Here is a 21386-nt window from a genome sequence, read left to right on the forward strand (position 1 = left end):
GGTGCCCCCCGCCGAACTCCCCACCCCGCACGGCCCGCACGTACGGCGCACCCGTCCAGACCAGCGTCGCCAACTCACTCGCCAAACCCGGCGCCACGCCGCCGAGTTGCACCAGGTGCGCCCCCGTGGCCGCCCGCTCCACCCCCAGCGAGGGCAACCTGAGACCCGCCGCGCCCAGCGCCTCCCGCAGCCCGTCGCACACCTTGCGCGCGAAGGCCCGATCCTGCCGCTCCAGCCGGTCAAGCAGGGAGTTGGCCATCGCGGTCACCACCCATTCCCTCGATCCACGAATGTCACGTTCCGTGCTCCAAGCGTCGCGGACCGGCACTAGCCTGGGAAGCAGGGAAATCTCGACAAGCAATCTGCGCAGAGGTGAGCCATGGTCAGTCCTTCACCGCTCGACCCGACCAGGTCGCCGGCCGCGTTCTACGGAGCGGAACTGCGGAGGCTGCGCGAGAAGGCCGGGCTCTCCCAGCAGGAACTCGCGGACCTGGTCTTCATCTCGGGTACGTACGTCAGCCAGCTGGAGAAGGCCGTACGGCGCCCGCAGGAAGACCTGTCGCGCCAACTGGACGTGGTGCTATCGGCCGACGGCCACCTCGAACGGCTGCACTCACTGGTGCGGGCCGTGCGCAGCAGGCAGTTTGCCGATTACTTCGTCGAGGCTGCGGAGCACGAGCAGCAGGCGAAGACGATCCTGGAGTACGCGCCCCTCGTGGTGCCTGGGCTGCTGCAGACGCGGAGGTATGCGGAGGCGATCATCCTGGCGGCCAATCCGCTGCTTGACGAGGAGGAGCTGGAGGAACGCCTCACGGGTCGGATGGAGCGGCAGGCGCTCATCGGTGATCCAACAAGACTCTTGTTCTGGGCAGTCCTTGATGAGGCAGTGCTCAGGCGGGTAGTCGGCAGCAGGGAGATCATGGCCGAGCAGCTCCGGCGCATAGCCGAGTTGGTCACCAAACGACAGATCGTCGTTCAGGTCGTGGAGTTCGAGGCGGGGGCGCACGCTCTGCTCGAAGGCATGATCAGCCTGATGACCTTCGAGGATGCTCCGCCCCTGGCGTACATGGAGAGCGTGAACGTCGGTCACCTGGTTGACGAAACCGCGTTGGTTGAAAAATGCCGCCTGGCCTACGATTTCGTGCGGACTGTTGCGTTGCCGCAAGAGGAGTCCCTCGGCCGGATCATGAAAGCTGTGGAGGAACACGAGCATGCAAGCCACCCTCGATGAGTCCATCCCGCCGCGGCGGTGGCGGAAGAGCAGTTACTCCGGTGGCAACGGCGGCTCGTGCGTCGAGGTGGACGACGCCAACTTCGGGCACGTCCGCGACTCCAAGGACCCCAACGGCCCGCACCTGGAGTTCACCCCCACCGCCTGGTCAGCCTTCGTGGCCGCCACCGCAACCGGCGAGTTCGGCGAGGTCTGACCGCCTCTCCCACCTGGGCGGGGGCCTCTGCGCAATCCGTTTGTTCAGCGCGAGCCCCCGCCCAGGGGCGTCAGGCCGCCGCCCCCACCGGGGTCGGGACGGCCGTCCCGTCGACCGCCGGCGGCCGGGGCCGACGCCGTCCGATCGCCACGAAGGCGAGCGCGGCCAGGGTGCCCGCCGCCGCGCAGCTGCCCCACAGGGCCCAGCTGCCCGCGTACTGGAGCAGCAGGCCGCCGCCGAGCGGGCCGACGAACGAGGCCAGTGACCAGGAGAGCGAGTAGACGCCCTGGTAGCGGCCGCGGGCCCGGGCCGGGGAGTGCTCGGCGACCAGCGCCATCATGGTCGGCGAGGTGACGATCTCGCCGACCGTCCAGACCGCCACCGTCAGCGCGTACAGCCCGGCGGAGGAACCGGCCAGTGCGGTCAGGCCGAAGCCCCAGCCGGTCAGCAGGGCGCCGACCACCAGCAGGGCGGTCCGGTCGTGCCGCTCCATCAGCCTGGTCAGCGGGAGCTGGAGCAGCACGATCAGCAGCCCGTTCAGGCTGATCACCAGGCCGAACCGGGCGGCCGAGAGGCCGTGCGCGCCCATGTCGACCGGCAGTGTGGTGGAGCCCTGCTGGACGACCAGCGCCAGCAGCAGGTTCACCGCGACCACGGCCATGAACGGGCCGTCCCGGAAGACCGAGCCCAGCCCGACCCGCGGTTCCCGCACCGCGGCCGGCGCGGCCTCCGGCCGCGTCTCGGGGACCTTCACGAACACCACCACCGCGCACAGCAGCGTGGTCAGCGCGTCCAGCAGGAACAGCGTCAGGTAGCCGTGCAGGGCGATCACCCCGGCCACCGCGGCGGAGGCGCCGAAGCCGATGTTGATCGCCCAGTAGTTCAGCGCGTACGCCCGGACCCGGTCCGCGGCGGGCACCAGGTCGGCGATCATCGCGCTGACCGCCGGACGGGACGCGTTGCTCGCCAGGCCGACCAGGAAGGCCACCGCGGCGATCGCCACCGGCCCGTCGGTGAACCCGAGCACCGCGGTGAACACCGCGGTGGACAGCTGCGCCGCCAGCAGCGTCGGCCGCCGCCCCAGCCGGTCGGTCAGCACCCCCGCGCCGATCGCGGCCACCGCCGAGCCGAGCCCGAACAGCGAGGCCACCAGGCCCGCGTACGCCGCCGAGTAGCCGCGGTCGTGGGTGAGGTACATGGCCAGGAAGGTGACCACGAAGCCGCCGAGGCGGTTCACCAGGGTGGACGTCCACAGCCACCAGAACTGGCGGGGGAGCCCGCCGCCCGCTCTGCGTGCTTCGGCGGCCAGACGGGCGAGGAGGGGCATGGGGAGGCTCCCGGGCGGTACGGCCCCGAACGGCCGCGGGCAGGGTGGGGCGGCCGCCCGCGGGCGGGTGGAACGGTAAGAGTCGAAACCGATGAGCGAACATTACCTGCCGAGTGGACACCCGAGCGACCGGATTTCCCCCTCCACTAGGCTTGGCCCCATGGCTGACACGACCTATCGCTTGATCCTGCTCCGCCACGGCGAGAGCCAGTGGAACCAGAAGAACCTGTTCACCGGTTGGGTCGACGTCGACCTCAACGAGAAGGGCGAGAAGGAGGCCGCCCGCGGCGGCGAGCTCCTGCTCGCCGAGGGCCTGCTGCCGGACGTGCTGCACACCTCGCTGCTGCGCCGCGCCATCCGCACCTCGCAGATCGCCCTCGACAAGGCCGACCGGCACTGGATCCCGGTCCGCCGCAGCTGGCGCCTGAACGAGCGCCACTACGGCGCCCTCCAGGGCAAGGACAAGGCCCAGACCCTCGCCGAGTTCGGCGAGGAGCAGTTCCAGCTCTGGCGCCGCTCCTACGACACCCCGCCGCCGGCCCTCGCCGACGACGCCGAGTACTCGCAGGCCGGCGACGCCCGCTACGCCGAGATCCCGTCCGAGCTGCGCCCGAACACCGAGTGCCTCAAGGACGTCGTCGAGCGGATGCTCCCCTACTGGTACGACGCCATCGTGCCGGACCTCGCCGCGGGCAACACCGTCCTGGTCACCGCCCACGGCAACAGCCTGCGCGCCCTGGTCAAGCACCTCGACGGCATCTCCGACGAGGCCATCGCCGGGCTCAACATCCCCACCGGCATCCCGCTCGTCTACGAGCTCGACGCCGACTTCAAGCCGGTCACCGCCGGTGGCCGCTACCTCGACCCGGACGCCGCCGCGGCCGCCATCGAGGCCGTGAAGAACCAGGGCAAGAAGTAACACCCCCTTCGCCCTCGCCCACACCTCTCAGCCCCCTGCCCGGCGCAACGACGCCCCGGCCCAGGGGGCTGTTCCGTTCCCGCCGTTCCCGCCGTTCCCGCCGTTCCCGCCGCGCCAGCCGCGCCCACCGCGCCCGAGCCGCCACGCCCGCCACGCCCGCCGTACCCACCGCACCCCGCCGGAGGCCCCGTGCACACCCCGCTCACCGACCCCGACCGCCTCTGGACCGCCGCGGAGGTGCTGGCCGCCCCCTGTCCGGTGCCGGCCGAACCCGGCGTCTACGGCTGGCACTTCACCGCCGCCCCGCACCCGGCGCTGCCGGTCGGTCGGCTGCTGTACACCGGGATCGCGCCCCGTCGGATGCCGCCGGGGCGGCCCAGCGGACAGAGCCTGCGCACCCGGATCCGCTACCACTACCGGGGCAACGCGGCCGGGTCGACGCTTCGCTACAGCCTCGGCTGCCTGCTCGGCCTGGAGCTGCGCCGGGTCAGCGAGCGGGGCCGGACGACCTTCGGCCGGGCCGGTGAGGCGGAGCTGAGCGCGTGGATGGCGGAGCACGCCCGGGTCTGCTGGACGGTCCGGCCCGAGCCCTGGGACCTGGAGTCGCGGCTGATCGCCACCCTCGACCTGCCGCTCAACCTGGCGGGCAACGAGGGCGGCGGCTTCCACGGTGACCTGACCGGCCTGCGGCGGGCGGCCCGGGTCCGGGCGCACGCACTGCCGGTCGTCAGGTGATCGGACGCGTCGTCAACTCGGCTTCGGCAAAGCCTTCTTAAGGTTCGTGAATGGTTCAGACCATTGACGCAGGGAAGGTGGGGCTTCTAGCGTGGGAGCACTGTCGGCGCGGGCATGACAATCTTGGTCGCCCCCCACGCGGCCTCCCGCGTGCCCGCGGTCGTGCACTCCATCCACCCCCACGGAGGAGCACCATGCGCAAGCGCAACATCTTCGCGGTCGGCTTCGCGGCCGCCGCGGCGGTCCTGGCCACCGCCATCCCGGCCAGCTCGCACGGCTACATCACCACCCCGCCCAGCCGGGCCGGACTGTGCGGTGCCGGCGTGGTGAAGAAGTGCGGCGAGATCCAGTGGGAGCCGCAGAGCGTCGAGGGGCCGAAGGGCTTCCCGAACGCCGGTCCGGCGGACGGCACGCTGTGCGCCGGCGCGGACTCGCGCTGGGCCCAGCTGGACGACCCGCGCGGTGGCGCCTGGCCGACCACCAAGGTGACCGCCGGGCAGCAGCTGACGCTGACCTGGAGCATCGAGGCGCGGCACGCCACCACGTCGTTCCGGTACTTCCTCACCAAGCCGGGCTACGACGCCACCACCAAGATCACCAGGTCGAACCTGAACCTGACCCCGTTCCTGACCGTGCCGATGGGCGGCAAGCAGCCCCCGGCCACGCTCAGCCACACCGCGACGCTGCCCTCCGGGCTGACCGGCCACCAGGTGATCCTGGCGGTCTGGGACATCGCGGACACCGGCAACGCGTTCTACCAGTGCATGGACGTCAACTTCTCCTGACGCCGGGGAGGAAGCAGGACGGCCGGGCACCCTTCCAGAGGGGGTGCCCGGCCGTCCGGCCGTCGGTGCCAACACCGTTGACGGCGGCCGCCGTCAGTGGCCGCCGCAGCAGCCGCCGGTCGCCCCGCCGCACTGGCAGGGCGCGCCGGACTGGCAGCCGCAGCCGCAGCCGGGGCCGCAGCCGCAGCCCGCGGCGAGGACCGGCAGGAGCCGGGCCCGGGCCGGGGCGGCCGGGCCGGGCGGGGGAGTGGTCGGGGTGCCGGTCGTCTTCATGGCGCTGCCTCCTCGTCCGGGCGGAGCCGGGCAGCCCGAGGGGAGCGCCCGTCCCTTCGAGTGAAACCCTTCGGTCGACGGCACGTCAACGGGCGCGCGGGGGCTGGTGGTTCGGCCCCCGTGCGCCCCCCTCGCCCGGGCGGCGGGTCCTACTGGGCGGGCTCCGCGGTGGCCACGAAGTCGCCCGCGTGCTCGCCGGTGACCAGGTACACCACGCGCTTGGCGACCGAGACCGCGTGGTCGGCGAAGCGCTCGTAGTAGCGGCCGACCAGGGTGACGTCCACCGCGGTCTCGATGCCGTGGTGCCAGCGGTCGTCCAGCAGGTGCGAGAACAGCTCGCGGTGCAGGGCGTCGATGGCGTCGTCGTCCGCCTCCAGCTCCAGCGCCTTGTCGACGTCCTTGGTGGCGATCACCAGGCCGGCCTTGGCGACCAGGCGCTGGGCGAGCTGCCCCATCTCCAGCACGATCGGGTGCAGGTCGTTGGGGACGGCGGTCTCCGGGTAGCGCAGCCGGGCGACCTTGGCGACGTGCCGGGCCAGGTCCCCGCAGCGCTCCAGGTCGGCGCTCATCCGCAGCGAGGTGACGACGATCCGCAGGTCGGTGGCGACCGGCTGCTGGCGGGCCAGCAGGTCGATGGCGCGGTTCTCCAGGTCGTGGTGCAGGCCGTTGATCTTCTCGTCGGCGGCGATCACGCTCTCCGCCAGGTCGAGGTCCGCGTCCAGCAGGGCGGTGGTGGCCCGGCCCATCGCCGAGCCGACCAGGCGTGCCATCTCGACCAGGCTGTCGCTGATCGAGTCGAGTTCCTCGTGGTACGCGTCGCGCATGCGCTCTTCTCCTCCAGTACCGGTGTCGGTGGCGGTGCCGACCGGACGCCCCGGACCGGTCCGCCGGAGGGCGGTGGGCGCGGGCGGCCGCTGCTGGTGGCGCGAATGGTAGCCGCGTCACCGCCCGCACGGGCTTGCCCGGCCCAGACTGGGCCGTTCGGGCGACCTCCCACGGCCTCTGCGGTGAATCACCGGCAGCTTGAAGGTGAATTCTCGGCAACGTCAGGCCGATGCCTTGATCGCACCCTTACGGAGCGCGCCCGAGCACCATTTACGCTGACTGGCATGGACGTGAACGTGGCCGCCGCCGCTGCCTGCGCCATAGCCGGGCTCGGCGTCGGCCTCACCGCCTCCATCGCCTTCCGCTGGAGCGAGCGCGAGCAGGCCCGCGACAGGAGCGGCAGGACCGGCAGGACGAGCAGGACCGGCGCGACGGCGGAGTTGGACCAGGAACCGGCGCTGCCCCCGGGCGTGGACACCGTGCTCTCGGTGCTGCGCTCCTGCGCGATCGTGCTCGGCGAGGGCGACGAGGTGGTGAAGGCCTCCTCCGCCGCCTACGCGATGGGTCTGGTCCGCGGCGGCAAGGTGGCCGTGGACCAGATGCTGTCGCTGGCCCGCTCCACCCGGCGGGACGGCGAGATCCGGCAGATCGAGCTGGAGCTGACCCGTCCCGGCGCCTCGGCCCGCACCGCCGAGCCGCTGGCGGTCTCGGTCCGGGTCGCCCCGCTGGGCTCCCGGCTGGTGCTGGTGCTGGTCGAGGACCGCACCGAGCGCCGCCGGATCGAGGCGATCCGGCGCGACTTCGTGGCGAACGTCTCGCACGAGCTGAAGACCCCGGTGGGCGCGCTCTCGCTGCTCTCCGAGGCCGTCGCGGACGCCTCCGACGACCCGGAGGCGGTGCAGCGCTTCGCCGGCCGGATGCAGGTCGAGGCGACCCGGCTGGCCAGCCTGGTGCAGGAGATCATCGACCTGTCCCGGGTGCAGGACGACCAGCTCAAGGTCGACCCGGAGCCGGTCGCGGTGGACGAGCTGATCGCCGAGGCGATCGACCGCTGCCGGCAGACCGCCGCGGCCAAGCAGATCGTCATCGCGGCGGGCGGCACCACCGACCTGTACCTGGTCGGCAACCGCGGCCAGCTGGCCGCCGCCCTCGGCAACCTGGTGGAGAACGCGGTGAACTACAGTCCGCCGCGCACCAGGGTCGCCCTCGCCACCCGCCGGATCTCCAGCGCCGCGGCGCTGGGCGAGGCGGACGGCGAGCTGATCGAGATCTCGGTGACCGACCAGGGCATCGGCATCTCGGAGAAGGACCGCGAGCGGATCTTCGAACGCTTCTACCGGGTGGACCCCGCCCGCTCCCGCCTCACCGGTGGCACCGGCCTCGGCCTGTCCATCGTGAAGCACGTCGCCGCCTCGCACCGCGGCACCGTGTCGGTGTGGAGCGTCGAGGGCCAGGGTTCCACCTTCACTCTGCGGCTCCCCGCCGGGCAGGCCCCGGTCGAGGACCCCGAAAACCAAGCAGCAACCACACTTCCTGCCCCGGAGGCCCGATCGTGACCCGTGTACTGGTGGTCGAGGACGAGGAGTCGTTCAGCGACGCCCTGTCGTACATGCTCCGCAAGGAGGGCTTCGAGGTGGCGGTCGCCGCCACCGGGCCCGACGCGCTGGAGCAGTTCGAGCGCAACGGAGCCGACCTCGTCCTGCTCGACCTGATGCTGCCCGGCCTGCCCGGCACCGAGGTCTGCCGCCAGCTGCGGGTCCGCTCCAACGTCCCGGTGATCATGGTCACCGCGAAGGACAGCGAGATCGACAAGGTGGTCGGCCTGGAGATAGGAGCCGACGACTACGTCACCAAGCCGTACTCCACCCGCGAGCTGGTCGCCCGGATCCGCGCGGTGCTCCGCCGCCGCGGCGAGGACGGCGGCGGCGACGGCGCGGCCGCCCCGGGCGCGCTGGAGGCCGGCCCGGTCCGGATGGACGTCGACCGGCACGTGGTGACGGTGGACGGCGCCAAGGTCGACCTGCCGCTCAAGGAGTTCGACCTGCTGGAGATGCTGCTGCGCAACGCGGGCCGGGTGCTGACCCGGATGCAGCTGATCGACCGGGTCTGGGGCGCGGACTACGTCGGCGACACCAAGACCCTGGACGTCCACGTGAAGCGCCTGCGGGCGAAGATCGAGCCGGACCCGGGCGCCCCGCGCTACCTGGTCACCGTCCGCGGCCTGGGCTACAAGTTCGAGCCGTAGGCCGCGACCCCCGCACCCAGCAGGAAGGGCCCCGCCTCGGCGGGGCCCTTCCGCGTCCGGCCCCGGTCGGGCCGGGGCGTCGTACGGGGTCCTACTGGGCCGAGGCCGAGCCCGACGGGCTGACCGGGGCACTGGCCGAGCCGCTCGCGGTGGCACCGGCCGAGGCCGAGCCGCTGGCGGTGGCGCCGGCCGACGGCGAGCCGCTCGCTCCGGCCGAGGCCGAGCCCGAGGCTTCGGCGGACGGGGAGGCGGCCGCGGACGGGGCGGCCGACTGCGGGCCGAAGCCCTCGTACAGGCCGTCGGCGGGCTGCACGTTGGCGTTGGCGGAGACCTCGCCGGCCTTCTTGAAGGTGAAGGTGGTCTTGGCGTAGCCGCCGACCGACAGGTCCGAGGTCGGGATCGAGGCGGTCGGGCCGCCCTCGGCGCCGATCAGCACCGACTCGCCGGGCGCGAGCGTGATGTCCGAGACGGCGGCGCCGCTCTCGTCGGTCAGCTTGGCGGCCGCGTCGTCGATCTTCACCGAGGTCAGCACCTCCTCCGCGGTGCCGGTGTTGGCGATGTTGACCGTGAGGTTCGCGGCGCCCGAGTACGCGCCGGCGGTGCCCTTCGGGGTGACCACCACGATGTTGTTGAGCTTGACGTCGGTACCGATCGCCGTCGCCGCGTTGTCCGGCTTGATCTGCAGCGTGCCCGCGTCGTTGCCCGCGGCGCAGGCGGCCAGCGGGACGATCGCGGCGAGGACGATGGCGGCGACAGCGCCGCGTCGAAGGCTCCGGCTCACGGCGGCGACTTCTCCTTGATGGGGGGATGATCCAGCGGAAAACGGATCACGGTCGGTGGTCGAGGGTCAGACTACCGACCACACATATCCGGCTCTCACGGGGTGGCCCCGTGTCGCGGTCCGATCACGATCCGGGGCGTCCGGCGCGTCGGGGGCAAAAACTCAAGATCCAATCATGGTTTCGGGACGGTGACCAGAGGTTTCGTCGCGCGGTCAGACCGCCTCCGACCTGCGGGAAGCTCGGATCGAACACCGGTCGCAGCATGCGACGGGGGTGGTTGTCAAGCCCTGGAACCCGCCCTGACCTGCGAAAACGCCCTTCGAGTCAGCCGAAAAGCGTGTTATTCTGGAAAGCCACGGAAGGGGTCCTGTCACATGACGTTCAAGGTTGGCGACACGGTGGTCTACCCCCATCACGGGGCTGCGCTGATCGAGGCCATCGAAACTCGCCAGATCAAAGGTGTGGACAAGACCTACCTGGTGCTGAAGGTGCAGCAGGGAGATCTGACGCTTCGCGTTCCCGCGGAGAACGCCGAGTTCGTCGGCGTCCGCGACGTGGTGGGCCAGGAGGGTCTGGACCGCGTGTTCGAGGTGCTCAGGGCACCGTACACCGAAGAGCCCACCAACTGGTCTCGCCGGTACAAGGCGAACCTCGAGAAGCTCGCGTCCGGCGACGTGATCAAGGTCGCGGAGGTCGTCCGCGACCTGTGGCGCCGCGAGCGCGAGCGCGGTCTGTCCGCCGGTGAGAAGCGGATGCTGGCCAAGGCCCGGCAGATCCTGGTGAGCGAGCTCGCGCTCGCCGAGAACACCAACGAGGACAAGGCCGAGACGCTGCTCGACGAGGTCCTCGCCTCCTGAGCCGACCCGCTCGGTGCGGAGTCGGTCCATTCCTGATCTTCCAACCCCCGCAAGGGCGTCGAGCGCAATGACGTCGAGCCAGGGGCGTTGAGCCAGGTGTGACGCAGCGCCCGGTGGTGCCCGAACGGCACCTCGGGCGCTTCGCCATGCCCGGAAGGGGTCGGTGGCATGGCGGAACGGCGGGCGCGGTTCCACTAACGTGCAGTCAGGAAGGGGGCCTGCCCGCTCGCGTAATCCGCGCTCGGCACGGGCCATACCCATCACTACCGAGGAGCCAAACCTGAACGCCTCAGCACAGCTCGCGGCAGCGGTCGTTCCGGCCGCCGGGCGCGGCGAGCGACTCGGCCCCGGCGCCCCCAAGGCGCTGCGCGAACTCGGCGGCGTCCCGCTGCTGGTGCACGCCGTCCGGGCGCTGGCCCGCAGCCGGGCGGTCGGCCTGGTGGTGGTGTGCGCCCCGCCGGACGGCGTGGCCGAGGTGGTCTCGCTGCTGGACAGCCACGGCCTGGACGGCAAGGACGTCCGGGTGGTGCCGGGCGGCGCCAGCCGGCAGGAGTCGGTGCGCCTGGGCCTGGCCGCCGTCCCGGCGGGCACCCGGGTGGTGCTGGTGCACGACGCGGCCCGCCCGCTGGTGCCGGTCGAGGTGGTGGACGCGGTGGCCGCCGCCGTCCGCGCCGGGGCGGCGGCGGTGGTGCCCGCGGTGCCGCTGGCCGACACCGTCAAGCGGGTCGAGCCGCAGCCGTCCGGTCCGGAGCCGGTGCTGGACACGCCCGACCGCTCCACCCTGCGCGCGGTGCAGACCCCGCAGGGCTTCGACCTGCCCGGGCTGGTCGCCGCGCACGAGCGGGCGCTCGCCGAGGGCGCCGAGGTGACCGACGACGCCGGGCTGATCGAGCGCTTCGGCGGCCGGGTGGTCGTGGTGCCCGGCCACGAGGAGGCGTTCAAGGTGACCCGTCCGCTGGACCTCGTGCTCGCCGAGGCCGTGCTCGCCCGCCGGAGGGCCACCGATGGCTACTGACCGACCGGTCCTGCCCCGCGTCGGCATCGGCACCGACGTGCACGCCTTCGAGGAGGGCCGTCCGCTGCGGGTGGCCGGCCTGGACTGGCCCGGCGAGACCGGCCTGGCCGGGCACTCGGACGCCGACGTGGCCGCGCACGCCGCCTGCGACGCGCTGTTCTCCGCCGCCGGGATCGGCGACCTCGGCGCGCACTTCGGCACCTCCCGCCCGGAGTGGGCGGGCGCGGCCGGGGTGGCGCTGCTGGCCGAGGCGGCCCGGCTGGTCCGGGAGGCGGGCTTCGAGATCGGCAACGTCGCCGTCCAGGTGATCGGCGTCCGCCCGAAGGTCGGCAAGCGCCGGGCCGAGGCCCAGGCCGCGCTGTCGGCGGCGGTCGGCGCCCCGGTCTCGGTCTCCGGCACCACCACCGACGGCCTCGGCCTGACCGGCCGCGCGGAGGGACTCGCCGCGATCGCCACGGCGCTGGTCTACGAACTCCCCGCCGCCTAGCCTGGGTTCCGACAGATCGTCAAGAACCGGACGTAGGAGGCGACATGGGCGTCGAGCTCAGCGGCAAGGTCAAGGAACTGCTGGACGCGAAGAGTTACGCGGTGGTGTCCACGGTGCAGCCCGACGGCAGCCCGCAGTCCTCCGTGGTCTGGGTGAAGCGGGACGGGGACGACATCCTGTTCTCCACCGTGCAGGGCCGCCGCAAGCACCTCAACCTGGCGCGCGACCCGCGGATCAGCCTGCTGGTCAACCCGGCGGACGACCCGTACACCTACTTCGAGGCGCGCGGCGAGGTCACCCTGACCACCGAGGGCGGCCGGGAGCTGATCGACGAGCTGTCGCGCAAGTACCGGGGCCAGGACTACGGCTTCGACGGGCCGGACGACGTCCGGGTGGTGGTCCGGCTCAGCCCGCGCAAGATCGTCGGCAACATCGGCTGAACGAGGGCGCGCCAAAGGGCTCGGAAGGTGGCGGGGCACCCCCCGCCGCCCACTACCCTGGTCGCTGTGAGCCTTCGCCTGTACGACACCATGACCCGCCAGGTACGCGACTTCGTCCCGCTGGTGCCGGGCTGTGTCTCGATCTACCTGTGCGGTGCCACGGTCCAGGCACCGCCGCACATCGGGCACATCCGCTCCGGCCTGAACTTCGACGTGATGCAGCGCTGGTTCCGCTACCGCGGCTACGACGTCACGTTCGTCCGGAACGTCACCGACATCGACGACAAGGTGATCGCCAAGGGGCGCGAGCAGTCCACCGAGTGGTGGAAGATCGCGTACGCCAACGAGCGCGCCTTCAACGACGGTTACACCGCGCTCGGCTGCCTCCCGCCGAGCGCCGAGCCGCGCGCCACCGGCCACGTGCCCGAGATGATCGAGATGATGCGCGGCCTGATCGAGCGCGGCCACGCGTACGAGTCCGACGGCAACGTGTACTTCGCGGTCACCACCTTCGCGGAGTACCTGGCGCTCTCCAACCAGGAGCTGGAGAACCTCCGGCAGCCCTCCGGCGACAACGAGACCGGCAAGCGCGACCCGCGCGACTTCGCGATGTGGAAGGCCGCCAAGCCCGGCGAGCCGAGCTGGGAGACGCCCTGGGGCCGCGGCCGCCCGGGCTGGCACCTGGAGTGCTCGGCGATGGCGCACAAGTACCTCGGCCGGTCCTTCGACGTGCACGGCGGCGGGCTCGACCTGATCTTCCCGCACCACGAGAACGAGATCGCCCAGTCCCGGGCGTTCGGCGACGAGTTCGCCAACTTCTGGGTGCACAACGCCTGGGTGACGCTGGCGGGCGAGAAGATGTCCAAGTCGCTGGGCAACTCGGTGCTGGTCTCCGAGATGGTCAAGCGCTGGCGCCCGATCGTGCTGCGCTACTACCTGGCCGGCCCGCACTACCGCTCGATGATCGAGTACAGCGAGGAGTCGCTGCGCGAGGCCGAGACCGGCTTCGGCCGGATCGAGGGCTTCATCGAGCGGGCCGTGGAGCGCTGCGGCCCGGTCGACGCGGCGCCCGAGGTGCCGCCGGCCTTCGCCGAGGCGATGGACGACGACCTGGGCGTCCCGCAGGCGCTCGCCGTGGTGCACACCGCCGTCCGGCAGGGCAACAGCGCGCTCGGCGCGGACGACAAGGAGTCGACCGCGGCCCGGCTCGCCGAGGTCCGGGCGATGCTCGGCGTGCTCGGCCTCGACCCGCTGGACGAGCAGTGGGCCGACGACGCCGGCCAGGGCGAGGAGCTCACCGGCGTGGTCGACTCGCTGGTCCGGCTGGTGCTCGACCAGCGCCAGGCCGCCCGCGCCCGCAAGGACTTCGCGACCGCCGACGCGATCCGCGACCAGCTCGGCGCGGCCGGGCTGGCGATCGAGGACACCCCGTCCGGCGCGCGCTGGACGATCAACCAGTAGGACCAGTAGCCCCCCGGGGCGCGCAGGGGCCGTACCTTTGTAGGGGTGCGGCCCCGACGCACGCAGCAGACGCAGAGACAGGAAGTACAGCCATGGCCGGCAACAGCCAGCGCAGGAACCGACGCAACGCCGGATCGAAGAAGGGCGCGAGTGTCGGTACCGGCGGCCACAGCCGGAAGGCGCTCCAGGGCAAGGGGCCGACCCCGCCCGGCGAGGCCCGCAAGGGGCACCCCAAGCAGCGCGCCGCCAACGCCGCGCTCAAGCGCGAGCGCGACGCCAAGTCCCGCGCGGGCATGCGCCGCTCCGGCGCCGGTTCGCGCAGCGGCCGCGGCGGCGCGGGCGCGGCCGAGCTGGTGGTGGGCCGCAACTCGGTGGTCGAGGCGCTCCAGGGCGGCGTCCCGGCGACCGCGCTGTACGTGCAGCAGTTCATCGACACCGACGACCGGGTCCGGGAAGCCTTCCAGGCCGCCAACGAGCGCGGCGTCCCGCTGATGGAGGCCCCGCGCCCGCAGCTGGACCAGATGACCGGCGGCCTCAACCACCAGGGCCTGGTGCTGCAGGTCCCGCCGTACGAGTACGCGCACCCCGATGACCTGCTGGAGGGCGCCGCCGACTCCGGGCAGGACGCGCTGATCGTCGCGCTGGACGGCGTCACCGACTCCCGCAACCTGGGCGCCGTGGTCCGCTCCGCCGCCGCGTTCGGCGCGCACGGCGTGGTGATCCCGGAGCGCCGGGCGGCCGGCATGACCGCCGGCGCCTGGAAGACCTCCTCCGGTGCGGCGGCGCGCCTGCCCGTGGCGCGCGCCACCAACCTGACCCGCGCGCTGGAGGCGTACCAGAAGGCCGGCCTGATGGTGGTCGGCCTGGCCGCCGACGGCGAGGCCGAGATCGGCGACCTGGACGCGCTGACCGGCCCCGTGGTGATCGTGGCCGGCTCCGAGGGCAAGGGCCTGTCCCGGCTGGTCTCGGAGACCTGTGACCTGCGGGTGCGGATCCCGATGCCCGGCCGGACCGAGTCGCTGAACGCCGGTGTGGCCGCCGGCGTGGTGCTGTACGAGGCCGCCCGGCTGCGCGCCAAGCGCTGACCGCGGGCCGGCGCGTCGTTTTCGTGGGGGAACCGGTCGGGTCCGGTCGGGCCCGATCGGTTTTCCCATGATCACTTCAAATCCCCTCCGGGAATCCACCCGGGAGAGTGTCCTCCGGGCCCGTCACCCGGTTAGAGGGGTGTGGACACCAGAACACCTCTGCGCCTCGGGCAGCGCCCCGCGGGGATAGACGACGGACCGGTCCTCAACACGGTCCGGGTGCCGTCCGACCCGTCGAGGCTCAGCAGCACCCAGGCCAGCTTCCGGATCCGGCTCTCCGCCCCGGTGGCCCCGATGATCGACGCCCCCGCCGGTGCCGCCTTCGGTGACCCGTACGGCCTGCGCAGCGGCGTCACCCCGCAGGTCGTGGTGCCCGCCGCGTCGGTGCCCGCGCTGGCCGGGATCACCGCCGCCTCGGTCACCGGTGCGGCGCCCCGCCGCAGGGCCCGGGTGGTCACCGCCTGGAGCGGCCAGGCCGGGCCCGGCGACACCGCCGCGACCCAGCTGCTGGAAGCCGTCCGGCTGACCACCGTGCCCGCCCCCGCCAAGGGCCGCCCGGACGACGACACCCAGCAGCTGCAGGGCGTCCCCCGGCAGTACGGGCCGACCGGCGCCCCGGGGGAGACCCCGCACGTCGGCGTCCCCGAACTGCTGGACGAGTCGGTCCGGCTCGGGGCCGGCCGCAGCTGGCGGCCCGAGGGCGAACTGCCCGAGGTGCCGTCGCTCGGCGAGGGCTCCAAGCACGCCTGGTACCCCGGCCGCCGGGTCGACCTCGGCCTGGTGCTGCTGCCGCTGCGGGTGCTGCTCGGCTCGCTGTCGGTGTACGCCGGGTTCAGCAAGCTGTGCGACCCGGTGTACTTCGACGGCGGCGAGCGCGGCTCGATGATGCGCTGGCTGTCCTCGCTGCACCCGTGGAAGGTCGCCCAGCCGCTGCTGGACCTCGCGATGGCCCACCCGGTGGGCGCCGGGCTCGCGGTCTCCTTCCTGGAGATCGTGGTGGGCGTGCTGTCCATCCTGGGCCTGTGGCAGCGGCTCGCGGCGGGCACCGCGATGGCGCTGTCCGCAGCGCTGCTGTTCACCGTGAGCTGGAAGGCGGTGCCGGTCTACGACACCCCCGACCTGATCTTCCTCGCGGCCTGGAGCCCGCTGCTGATCGCCGGGGCCCCGTTCGCCTCGCTGGACGGCCGGATCGCCCTGGAGGCGTTCCGCCGGCACGGGCCGACCGAGCCCGGCGCGGTCCGGCGGCGGATGCTGCGCCGGCGCGGCGTGGTCACCGCCGTGGTGGTGGGCCTGACCATGCTGTCCGGCTCGCTGCTCGGCGCGGCGGTCCGCACCGGCGACACCAAGGCGCCGGCCAAGCCGTCGACGAACTACGGCCCCCCGGTCTGGCCGAGCAACAGCCCGTCGCCGACGCCCACCCCCTCGCCGACGCCCACGCCCACGCGCAGCGCCACCACCGGCCAGAGCAAGGCCCCGGCGTCCCCGACGCCGTCGCCCGGCTCCAGCCGCGGCGCCAAGTCGTCGAAGCAGCCCCCGAGCACCCCGACGGGCGGGAGCAGCACGACCCAGCGCGGCGGCGGCAGCGGGGCCGGCACCACCGGCTCGGGCAGCAGCGGCAGCGGCAACGGCGGCTCGGCCGGGGGCACCGGCTCCGGCGGCGCCCCCGCGAGCACCCCGCGCACCGCGCAGCCCTCGCACGGCGTGATCGGCGGGCTGCTGGGCAGCGGCCCGCCGCTGCTGGAGCTCGGCATGAGCCCGCAGCGGCCCGTCGGCACCGCCTGACGGCCCCCGGAACGCCGTAGGGCCCCTCCCCGCCCGGGGAGGGGCCCTACGGCGTTCCGGAGCCCCCGCTCAACCGCGGTGCGCGGCCAGCTCCTTGGCGGCCTCGCTGAGGTCCTTGGCGGTGTCGATGGCCCGCCAGTAGCAGCCCTGCGGCAGCTGGTACCCGGCCAGCCGGCGGTCGCGGGCGAGCTGCGGGAAGGTGGTGCGCTCGTGGTCGCCGACCTCGGGCAGCAGCTCGCGGAAGCCCGGCGCGAAGACGTACAGGCCCGCGTTGATCAGGAACGGGGACGGCGGGGCCTCGATGAAGTCCAGCACGTTGCCGAACCGGTCGGTCTCCACCGCGCCCCACGGGATCCGCGGCCGGGCCAGCGCCAGGGTGGCCACGGCGGCGCGCTCGTGGTGGAAGGCGGCCATCTCGCGCAGGCTGAACCTGGTCCAGATGTCGCCGTTGGTGGCGTACCAGGGCTCGGCGGGGCGCGGCAGGGCGGCCGCCGCGTGCCGCAACCCGCCGCCGCGGCCCAGCGGTTCGGCCTCCACCACGGTGCGGACGCGCAGCGGCAGTTCGGCCCGCTCCAGCCACTGCTGGAGCACCTCGGCCAGGTGGCCGCAGGAGACCACCACGTCGGTGACGCCCTCGGCGGCCAGCCACTCCAGCTGGTGGCCGATGATCGGCCGACCGGTGCCGGGGATCTCCACCAGCGGCTTGGGCCGGTCGTCGGTGTAGGGGCGCAGCCGGGAGCCCTGCCCGCCCGCCAGGATCACCGCCTGGGTGACGGCGGGGGCGGCGGCGCCCGGGGCGGTGCCGGTGTCTGCTGTCATGCGCGCCACGATAACGGGCCCGCCCCGGCCGGGGCGGGCCCGCGCGGCGTGTCGGCGGGCCGACCGGCCGTGCCGGGTGGGTCAGTTGACCACGCCGGCGGCGAACGAGCCGTCGCAGACCGGGCGGGCGAAGGAGCGGGCGCGCTGCGCGTCGCCCTGGTACTTCTTCACCGCGGCGCGGCCGAGGTCGCCGGCCAGCTGGCTGCAGTACGGGGTCAGCGAGGGCTTCTCGCGCATGGTGCGCTCCAGCAGGTCGAGCGCCGTCCCCGGGTTGTGGTTCTTCAACTCCTCCAGCAGGTCGACCCGGAGGGCGTCCTGCGGGGCCATCCCGTCGGTGTCGGGCGTGGTCGAGGTGCGGCCGATGGAGCCGTCACCGCTGGAGGCCGCGACCACCTGCTGGTCCAGCCCGGTCGGCGGGGCCCACGGGACGCGGGTGACGGCGAGCGTGCCGGTGGTCACCAGGATCACCGGCAGGGTGAGGGCAACGGTCTGGGCGATGCGGCGCACGAGCTGTTTCACGCACAGGAGAGTAGCGGTGCGTGGCGGAGCGGGCGCGCCGCGTTACCCCATCGAGTGACGGGTGTCCCGTTTTGTCCCTCCATCGGGTTGACGGGGCGGACCCGGAGAACGCCGGAACCCCCTGCCGACCGCCGTGGGCAGGGGGTTCCGTGGAAGAACGGTGGGACGGGCGCCGCCGTCAGGTGCGGCGCCCCTCCGGTGCCGTCGTCAGCGGCTCAGGCGCACGCCGCCGTTGGCCTCGGTGGTGAAGACGTGCGGCTCGTTGCCGACCGGCACGACGTGGATGGTCTCGCCGCGCTGCGGGATCTCGCGGCTGTGCACGCGGACCACGATGTCCTTGTCCTCGCCGGACACCTGGGTGGTGCCGTAGACGAAGCCGTCGGCGCCGAGCTCCTCGACCACGTTGACGGTGACCGCGACGCCTTCGAGGCCGCCGGCCGGGACGACCTGGAAGTGCTCGGGGCGGATGCCGACCACGACGCTCTTCGCGTCGCCGGCCTTGGCCAGGTCCTCGCGGGCGATGCTGATGACCGAGCCGCCGAACTTGACGCCGCCGTCGACCAGCGGAACCTCGATCAGGTTCATCGCCGGGGAGCCGATGAAGCCGGCCACGAACAGGTTGCCCGGGCGGTCGTACATGGCGCGCGGGGCGTCGACCTGCTGGAGCAGACCGTCCTTGAGGACCGCGACGCGGTCACCCATGGTCATGGCCTCGGTCTGGTCGTGGGTGACGTAGACCGTGGTGATGCCCAGGCGGCGCTGCAGCGAGGCGATCTGGGTACGGGTGGACACGCGGAGCTTGGCGTCCAGGTTCGACAGCGGCTCGTCCATCAGGAAGACCTGCGGCTGGCGGACGATCGCGCGGCCCATCGCGACGCGCTGGCGCTGACCGCCGGAGAGCGCCTTCGGCTTGCGGTCGAGCAGGTGGCTCAGGTCGAGGATCTTGCCGGCCTCTTCGACCTTGGTGCGGATGTCGGCCTTGTTCACGCCGGCGATCTTCAGGGCGAAGCCCATGTTCTCGGCGACGGTCATGTGCGGGTACAGCGCGTAGTTCTGGAACACCATCGCGATGTCCCGGTCCTTCGGCGGCAGGTGGGTGACGTCGCGGTCGCCGATGCGGATGGCGCCCTCGTTCACGTCCTCCAGGCCGGCCAGCATGCGCAGCGAGGTCGACTTGCCACAGCCGGAGGGGCCGACCAGGACGAGGAACTCGCCGTCGCCGATCTCCAGGTCGAGCTGGTCGACGGAGGGCTTGTCGGCACCCGGGTACACACGGGTGGCCTTGTCGTACGTCACAGAAGCCATGGTGCTTCGCTCCTTCACCGGCAGGAACGTGCCGGACGATCCGAGTAAAGGTGGATGTTTCCCACCGCGCCGACTGGGCTCGACCACTGGTCTCGACCACTGGCATCGAGCACGGTTCCCCGTGACGCTACCTGGCAGTTCATCGTTTTGTCAGCCCTCTGCCGCCCCCCAGTTCGCATCGATCCGGTCACACCACCCTCCGCGACCCTCCCCCCGCACCCCCGCAACCACCCGCATCCCCGCGCCCCTGCCCGGTACACTGCCCACTGGTGCCGCCGTGGATCCCGCGGACGGCCACCGCGCCTCCTTAGCTCAGTTGGCCAGAGCACCGCTCTTGTAAAGCGGGGGTCGTCGGTTCGAACCCGACAGGGGGCTCTACAACTCACCGATTTGGCAAGGAAGTTGAGGGCCGGCCCCGACGGGGTGTCGGCCCTCAACGGTTCCCGGCACACATTCAGCACACATCAGGCCGCAGCGGTCAGTTCGCCAGCCTCCAGGGCCGCCAGCTGCTCGGCCAGTTCCTGAGCCTTTCGCACCGCCTTGGCGGCCTTCTTCCTGGCCTTCTCCAGCGCCTTGCTGCGTTGGGCGTCGAGCCGGTCGGAGACCTCGTCCAGACGGTCCGGCCAAAGGTGACCGTACGTGTCCAACGTCAGCGTCGCGGTCTTGTGGCCGAGCATCGTCTGCACCACCTTCACGTCAGCGCCGCTGGCAATCGCCAGGGACGCCGCAGTGTGGCGGAGCTTGTGGAGGGTGACCCCCAGCTTCTCCAGGTCGGCCGCGACGAGGGCAACCTTGAAGTGCCGTCGCGTGAAGTTCCGGATCATCAGAACGCCGCCCCGCGGAGCGACGAACAGGTACTCCTCCGGGCCTCGATCGGCGATGATCGCCAAGAGTTCGGCCACAAGGAATGCCGGAATCGGAACGGATCGTCGTTCATGATTCTTAGGGCTGTCTTCGAGATACAGCTTGTTGTTGTCGGAGGCCCACGCCTGAGCGATTCGGACACGCCTGGTCTTCAGGTCGACGTGTTTGATCTGGATCGCTGTCGCTTCGCCCCAGCGCACGCCTGTGTACGCCAGAAAGAGAATAAGGGCCCGGTATTCTCCGCACGCCTCTGCAAGAGCCTCGACCTGTACGTCCGTCAGGTAGACGTGTTCGGCGGGGGTGTACCGCGGAAGCGGCACCCCGACGGCGGGGTTATGGGCGATCTTCTTGGTGCGCACCGCATACCCGAGGACGCTTTTCAGTACAACCCATATCTTCCGGATTGTTGCGGCGCTCAGCGGGGAATCTGCGGCAATGGAGTCCGCCATGATGTTCCCGAGCCAGACCACGATGTCCTCGTGCTGCACATCCGCGACTGCGGTGGTGCCCCAACGCGGGATGACGTAGAAGTCAAGGACCCCCCGGTAGCGGCTTCGGGTCGACCTGCGGATATCGACTTTCGAAGCGAACCAAGCCTCTGCGACATCGGCAACCTTGGTGCGTCCCGCCCGAGGATCACGATACGTTCCTAGACCGAGTGCGCTTTCAATTTCGGTTCGCTTTGCTTCGGCGTCAACCTTCCGCAGGAAGGTGAGCATCTTAGGCTTTCCGCTCGGCTCATACCAGCGGACTCGGAACCTGCCCGGAGGCTTCCGACCCGTCGGCTTTGCCTTTGCCACCGCCGCCCTGTAGGAAGCGTGCTTAATTCGGTCTTCTATCCATACGCGAGACATAAATCACCTGGATTTTAATAGTTGCGTCCATATTCATATTCACTCCTTCTTTCTGCCCGGTAGGGTGCGCTATTTCTGTCGCGCATCGGGTCTCATGGTGTATCGGGACTCCGCAGGGGAGTCCGTGGCTTCGGGTGGGCGCGGAGGCGATCCGCGCGGCGCGCTGCCGGTCAGACTGCTGGCCGTGGGAGCGGGCGCAGGTCGAGCGCAGGATTGCGCGGAAGATGCCGGCGTTGAACGCCGAACTCCAGGGCCCGCTTCAAGGTTGCGAGGGTCCGGTTGATCGTCGCGATGCTCGGCCGGCCTTCGATGAAGAGGGCCTGCACCAGCTGCTCGATGTCCGCCCTGGTGATCGCGACGGCCAGCTTCGTTCCGAGGTGCGGAAGGACGTAGAGATCGAGCGGCCGACGGGCTGGGCGCTGCGGCGGTCCGGGCCGCTGGGTGGTGGTCGACGTCGCGGCGGACCAGAGGTCGACCAGGCCGCTAGGGCTCGTATTCTGTTGTGATCATTCTGGGAAGTTGCCCTCGCGGCGCGGCCTGATCCGGTAGACCGTGTTCCGTGATGCGAGTGCAACTTTCC

Annotated in this window: 23 protein-coding genes and 1 tRNA gene; 15 read left to right on the forward strand and 9 right to left on the reverse strand. The window is 71.9% G+C overall.

What is annotated here, in order from left to right; genetic code table 11:
- Nucleotides 1-268, reverse strand: a 268-nt coding sequence (locus ABD345_RS37165) for a hypothetical protein (protein WP_425556947.1), incomplete at its 3' end; no start/stop codon positions are given.
- Nucleotides 269-379: 111 nt separating this feature from the next.
- On the opposite strand from ABD345_RS37165, the gene ABD345_RS37170 reads away from it, so the two are divergent.
- Nucleotides 380-1231 carry a helix-turn-helix domain-containing protein gene (locus tag ABD345_RS37170; RefSeq protein WP_344558866.1) on the forward strand — a complete coding sequence of 284 codons (852 nt, stop codon included), beginning with the start codon at nt 380-382 and terminating at the stop codon, nt 1229-1231.
- Nucleotides 1212-1427: a DUF397 domain-containing protein gene (locus ABD345_RS37175; RefSeq protein ID WP_344558868.1), complete on the forward strand. Its 216-nt coding sequence runs from the start codon at nt 1212-1214 to the stop codon at nt 1425-1427. Before ABD345_RS37170 ends, ABD345_RS37175 begins: the two co-directional genes overlap by 20 nt.
- A 70-nt stretch (nt 1428-1497) precedes the next feature.
- On the opposite strand, the gene ABD345_RS37180 is transcribed toward ABD345_RS37175, so the two are convergent.
- A complete protein-coding gene (locus tag ABD345_RS37180; RefSeq protein WP_344558869.1) occupies nt 1498-2754 on the reverse strand; it encodes an MDR family MFS transporter in 1257 nt (418 codons plus the stop codon).
- A 160-nt stretch (nt 2755-2914) separates the two neighbouring features.
- Between ABD345_RS37180 and ABD345_RS37185 the strand changes: the two genes are divergently transcribed.
- From ABD345_RS37185 to ABD345_RS37195, 3 genes are all read left to right on the forward strand, one after another.
- Nucleotides 2915-3673: a phosphoglyceromutase gene (locus ABD345_RS37185; protein WP_344558870.1), complete on the forward strand. Its 759-nt coding sequence runs from the start codon at nt 2915-2917 to the stop codon at nt 3671-3673.
- 189 nt (nt 3674-3862) lie between these two features.
- Complete coding sequence (locus ABD345_RS37190; RefSeq protein WP_344558871.1) at nt 3863-4408, forward strand: GIY-YIG nuclease family protein; 546 nt, start codon at nt 3863-3865, stop codon at nt 4406-4408.
- Between the two features lie 194 nt (nt 4409-4602).
- The gene (locus ABD345_RS37195) at nt 4603-5193 is read left to right on the forward strand and encodes a lytic polysaccharide monooxygenase auxiliary activity family 9 protein (protein WP_344558872.1); all 591 of its coding nucleotides are present in this window, start codon (nt 4603-4605) and stop codon (nt 5191-5193) included.
- 93 nt (nt 5194-5286) lie between these two features.
- Here the strand turns inward: ABD345_RS37195 and ABD345_RS37200 are convergent, their stop codons facing one another.
- The gene (locus tag ABD345_RS37200) at nt 5287-5466 is read right to left on the reverse strand and encodes a hypothetical protein (RefSeq protein ID WP_344558873.1); all 180 of its coding nucleotides are present in this window, start codon (nt 5464-5466) and stop codon (nt 5287-5289) included.
- 149 nt (nt 5467-5615) lie between these two features.
- On the reverse strand, nt 5616-6290 hold the full coding sequence (gene phoU, locus ABD345_RS37205) for a phosphate signaling complex protein PhoU (protein WP_344558874.1): 675 nt from the start codon (nt 6288-6290) through the stop codon (nt 5616-5618).
- A gap of 285 nt (nt 6291-6575) precedes the next feature.
- On the opposite strand from phoU, the gene phoR reads away from it, so the two are divergent.
- A complete protein-coding gene (gene phoR, locus ABD345_RS37210) occupies nt 6576-7847 on the forward strand; it encodes a two-component system sensor histidine kinase PhoR (RefSeq protein WP_344558875.1) in 1272 nt (423 codons plus the stop codon).
- The gene (phoP, locus tag ABD345_RS37215) at nt 7844-8536 is read left to right on the forward strand and encodes a two-component system response regulator PhoP (protein WP_033250991.1); all 693 of its coding nucleotides are present in this window, start codon (nt 7844-7846) and stop codon (nt 8534-8536) included. Before phoR ends, phoP begins: the two co-directional genes overlap by 4 nt.
- Nucleotides 8537-8627: 91 nt before the next feature.
- Here the strand turns inward: phoP and ABD345_RS37220 are convergent, their stop codons facing one another.
- Entirely contained in the window at nt 8628-9317 is a 690-nt protein-coding gene (locus ABD345_RS37220; protein WP_344558877.1) for a DUF461 domain-containing protein, read from the reverse strand.
- A 375-nt stretch (nt 9318-9692) separates the two neighbouring features.
- Here ABD345_RS37220 and ABD345_RS37225 point away from each other — a divergent pair, with 375 nt between their 5' ends.
- From ABD345_RS37225 to ABD345_RS37255, 7 genes are all read left to right on the forward strand, one after another.
- A complete protein-coding gene (locus ABD345_RS37225; RefSeq protein ID WP_014136563.1) occupies nt 9693-10175 on the forward strand; it encodes a CarD family transcriptional regulator in 483 nt (160 codons plus the stop codon).
- 253 nt (nt 10176-10428) lie between these two features.
- Nucleotides 10429-11190 carry a 2-C-methyl-D-erythritol 4-phosphate cytidylyltransferase gene (gene ispD, locus ABD345_RS37230; RefSeq protein WP_376059978.1) on the forward strand — a complete coding sequence of 254 codons (762 nt, stop codon included), beginning with the start codon at nt 10429-10431 and terminating at the stop codon, nt 11188-11190.
- On the forward strand, nt 11180-11677 hold the full coding sequence (ispF, locus tag ABD345_RS37235) for a 2-C-methyl-D-erythritol 2,4-cyclodiphosphate synthase (RefSeq protein ID WP_344558880.1): 498 nt from the start codon (nt 11180-11182) through the stop codon (nt 11675-11677). The genes ispD and ispF overlap by 11 nt, the downstream gene beginning before the upstream one ends.
- A 44-nt stretch (nt 11678-11721) precedes the next feature.
- Nucleotides 11722-12117, forward strand: a complete 396-nt coding sequence (locus ABD345_RS37240; protein WP_344558882.1) for a PPOX class F420-dependent oxidoreductase — start codon at nt 11722-11724, stop codon at nt 12115-12117.
- Nucleotides 12118-12183: 66 nt separating this feature from the next.
- Complete coding sequence (gene cysS, locus ABD345_RS37245) at nt 12184-13578, forward strand: cysteine--tRNA ligase (RefSeq protein ID WP_344558883.1); 1395 nt, start codon at nt 12184-12186, stop codon at nt 13576-13578.
- A gap of 92 nt (nt 13579-13670) precedes the next feature.
- Nucleotides 13671-14663, forward strand: coding sequence for a 23S rRNA (guanosine(2251)-2'-O)-methyltransferase RlmB (gene rlmB / locus ABD345_RS37250; RefSeq protein WP_344558884.1), 993 nt, complete (start codon nt 13671-13673; stop codon nt 14661-14663).
- Between the two features lie 141 nt (nt 14664-14804).
- On the forward strand, nt 14805-16445 hold the full coding sequence (locus ABD345_RS37255) for a DoxX family protein (RefSeq protein WP_344558885.1): 1641 nt from the start codon (nt 14805-14807) through the stop codon (nt 16443-16445).
- 69 nt (nt 16446-16514) lie between these two features.
- On the opposite strand, the gene ABD345_RS37260 is transcribed toward ABD345_RS37255, so the two are convergent.
- The 3 genes from ABD345_RS37260 to ABD345_RS37270 form a co-directional block, all read right to left on the reverse strand.
- Nucleotides 16515-17264, reverse strand: coding sequence for a nucleotidyltransferase family protein (locus tag ABD345_RS37260; RefSeq protein ID WP_344558886.1), 750 nt, complete (start codon nt 17262-17264; stop codon nt 16515-16517).
- Nucleotides 17265-17345: 81 nt separating this feature from the next.
- A complete protein-coding gene (locus ABD345_RS37265; protein ID WP_344558887.1) occupies nt 17346-17783 on the reverse strand; it encodes a hypothetical protein in 438 nt (145 codons plus the stop codon).
- Nucleotides 17784-17990: 207 nt separating this feature from the next.
- Nucleotides 17991-19088 carry an ABC transporter ATP-binding protein gene (locus tag ABD345_RS37270; RefSeq protein ID WP_344558888.1) on the reverse strand — a complete coding sequence of 366 codons (1098 nt, stop codon included), beginning with the start codon at nt 19086-19088 and terminating at the stop codon, nt 17991-17993.
- Between the two features lie 301 nt (nt 19089-19389).
- Here ABD345_RS37270 and ABD345_RS37275 point away from each other — a divergent pair.
- Nucleotides 19390-19463: transfer RNA gene (locus tag ABD345_RS37275), tRNA-Thr, on the forward strand.
- 89 nt (nt 19464-19552) lie between these two features.
- On the opposite strand, the gene ABD345_RS37280 is transcribed toward ABD345_RS37275, so the two are convergent.
- Entirely contained in the window at nt 19553-20752 is a 1200-nt protein-coding gene (locus tag ABD345_RS37280) for a tyrosine-type recombinase/integrase (RefSeq protein WP_344558889.1), read from the reverse strand.
- Nucleotides 20753-21386 lie beyond the last annotated feature (634 nt).

It is taken from the genome of Kitasatospora saccharophila (assembly GCF_039529925.1).
Lineage (GTDB): Bacteria > Actinomycetota > Actinomycetes > Streptomycetales > Streptomycetaceae > Kitasatospora > Kitasatospora saccharophila.

Coding starts and splice junctions, on each gene's coding strand:
- phoU (WP_344558874.1), bottom strand. CDS start 6,290: ATGCGCGACGCGTACCACGAGGAACTCGACTCGATCAGCGACAGCCTG.
- ABD345_RS37170 (WP_344558866.1), top strand. CDS start 380: ATGGTCAGTCCTTCACCGCTCGACCCGACCAGGTCGCCGGCCGCGTTC.
- ABD345_RS37240 (WP_344558882.1), top strand. CDS start 11,722: ATGGGCGTCGAGCTCAGCGGCAAGGTCAAGGAACTGCTGGACGCGAAG.
- ABD345_RS37175 (WP_344558868.1), top strand. CDS start 1,212: ATGCAAGCCACCCTCGATGAGTCCATCCCGCCGCGGCGGTGGCGGAAG.
- ABD345_RS37225 (WP_014136563.1), top strand. CDS start 9,693: ATGACGTTCAAGGTTGGCGACACGGTGGTCTACCCCCATCACGGGGCT.
- ABD345_RS37195 (WP_344558872.1), top strand. CDS start 4,603: ATGCGCAAGCGCAACATCTTCGCGGTCGGCTTCGCGGCCGCCGCGGCG.
- ABD345_RS37180 (WP_344558869.1), bottom strand. CDS start 2,754: ATGCCCCTCCTCGCCCGTCTGGCCGCCGAAGCACGCAGAGCGGGCGGC.
- ABD345_RS37270 (WP_344558888.1), bottom strand. CDS start 19,088: ATGGCTTCTGTGACGTACGACAAGGCCACCCGTGTGTACCCGGGTGCC.
- rlmB (WP_344558884.1), top strand. CDS start 13,671: ATGGCCGGCAACAGCCAGCGCAGGAACCGACGCAACGCCGGATCGAAG.
- ABD345_RS37200 (WP_344558873.1), bottom strand. CDS start 5,466: ATGAAGACGACCGGCACCCCGACCACTCCCCCGCCCGGCCCGGCCGCC.
- ispF (WP_344558880.1), top strand. CDS start 11,180: ATGGCTACTGACCGACCGGTCCTGCCCCGCGTCGGCATCGGCACCGAC.
- ABD345_RS37185 (WP_344558870.1), top strand. CDS start 2,915: ATGGCTGACACGACCTATCGCTTGATCCTGCTCCGCCACGGCGAGAGC.
- phoR (WP_344558875.1), top strand. CDS start 6,576: ATGGACGTGAACGTGGCCGCCGCCGCTGCCTGCGCCATAGCCGGGCTC.
- ABD345_RS37260 (WP_344558886.1), bottom strand. CDS start 17,264: ATGACAGCAGACACCGGCACCGCCCCGGGCGCCGCCGCCCCCGCCGTC.